Source organism: Celeribacter sp., assembly GCF_048266405.1.
Classification (GTDB): Bacteria; Pseudomonadota; Alphaproteobacteria; order Rhodobacterales; family Rhodobacteraceae; genus Celeribacter.
The window spans coordinates 1-1,866 of sequence record NZ_JBLWZO010000036.1 but is presented as its reverse complement, the minus strand read 5'-3'; the positions used below and the strand labels follow the sequence as shown (position 1 = coordinate 1,866).

The 1,866-nt window shown below is 59.4% G+C and carries 2 protein-coding genes; both read right to left on the bottom strand.

Annotated features, from left to right (window positions below):
- Positions 1 to 134, bottom strand: a 134-nt coding sequence (locus ACN0TS_RS18915; protein WP_417260874.1) for a hypothetical protein, incomplete at its 3' end; no start/stop codon positions are given.
- A 177-nt stretch (positions 135 to 311) separates the two neighbouring features.
- Positions 312 to 1,866, bottom strand: a 1,555-nt coding sequence (locus ACN0TS_RS18910) for an adenylate/guanylate cyclase domain-containing protein (protein ID WP_417260869.1), incomplete at its 5' end; no start/stop codon positions are given.

Below are 1,866 nucleotides of genomic sequence, written 5' to 3'. Positions count from 1 at the left end.
GCCACGACAGCGAAACCCGCCCGGCCGAGCGTTATGATCACGGGCGCGCTCTCGGCCAGCTTGCCGAACACACCGGATAGCCCAAACATCAGCGCGCCGAAATGGATCGCCAATAAGGCGTTGCGATGCGTCATGGCCTGGCTTCCAGCGGAGCAGGTTGGCGGAAGTTGTGCGGAAGGTGGTGGATGATCTGTTTGTGGTTGTAATGGCGCAGGGAAAGAATGGGCGGCATAGTAGATCTCGACTGCATGCGGAGCGCCGGCAGGTATCGATGCGGAATGACCATGTGACCCGAGCCGGGCCAGGCGGTGCTACATGATGACTTTGTCGCGTAGTTTGTCGGCGGCCTGGTTGAGCGCCTGGATGACGCGCTCCTTGTCGAAGTTTTGCACCCCGTTGGTGTCGAGGTACATCGAGAAGCCGGGCAATTCGTGTTCGACGAAGCTGTTGGTGGCGCCCAGGTCGCGACGGAAGTCCACCACCTGGTAGATCTGCACCGGACGGGTAAAACCCTTGACGGTGATCTGGCCTTTGTCGCGGCACATGATCACATCTTTGACCAGCGAATAGGTTTCATGGGAAATGAGAATTTCCCCTGCCTCGGCGGAGCTTTCCAGTCGGCTCGCCAGATTCACTTCGCGGCCGATGATGGTGTAGTCCATTCGAGTGTCGGCGCCGAAGTTGCCGACCGTGCAGTAGCCGGTGTTGATACCCATGCGGATTTCCATCGGCTTGGTAATGCCCTGGCCGCGCCACTGCTGGCGAAGGACTTTCATGTGCTTGCGCATGGCAATCGCCATCGAAACCGCGGCCACAGCATCCTTCTTGGCGCCCTGGCTGGCGGGGTCGCCGAAAAACACCATTACGCAATCTCCCACGAACTTGTCGATGGTGCCGCCGTACTTGAGGGTGATCTTCGACATCTCGTTGAGGTAGGTGTTGAGCAGGTCGGTCAGTGCTTCGGCTTCCAGTTCTTCGGACAGCTCGGTGAAGCCTTTGATATCCGAAAAGAACACCGTGAGTTTCTTGCGCTGGGTTTCCAGCCGAACAGTGCGCTTGCCGGAGAAGATCGACTCCCACACTTGTGGAGACAGGTATTTGGCGAGATTGCGCGCCAATCGTGCAGCTTTCGCCTGTTGGGCTTCGAGTTCGCTGCGTGCCTGCGCGAGGCGGATGCCTTGTTGATGCACGTAGTAAGCCGTTACGCACACGTACAGCGTGGTGAGCAGAATGCTGACGGCGGATACCAGAACCGAGCTGGCACCCGCGAAGCGCAAGGGCACCAGCAGACTGGTCAGCCCAACGCCGATGCAGGCCATCAACAACGTCATCAACAAATGACGCAGGCTGCCGACCACCAGCGCGCTGAAACTCAGTATCAGCAGAAACATCAGGCTTGGCACGAGGCTGCATCCGAGCAGCACGATGCCCGCACCCGCGTTCAGGGCGTCCAGACACAGCAGGGTCTGGGAGGTTGCCTCAGGGTGTTCGCGCTTGAAGCGGTAGCTCAGGTGATAGGCGAAGTGCGGATACAGGAGCGTATAAGGCACCATCCACAAGAGATCGAGCGAAAACTGCTGGGTATAGACACCAGCAGCGAGCGTGGCGGCACAGATCAGATAGGCGAAGACTCGGGCGTAATACTCGCGCAGTGGACGAGTCGCGAGTCCGTTACGTCGTTCACCGCTCACGGTTGACATGATTGCTATCCCTGAAAGATGCCGACGCTCTGGAACGCGCCGTAGGAGGCTGCAGCGCATCGACCAGCGCTGGCGGGTGATCATAACCAAGTCGCCAACACTGCGCCAAACCGCCGATCCATTCCGTGACCGACAGCCGGTGCGGCGCGGCACCGGCTGAGCGATC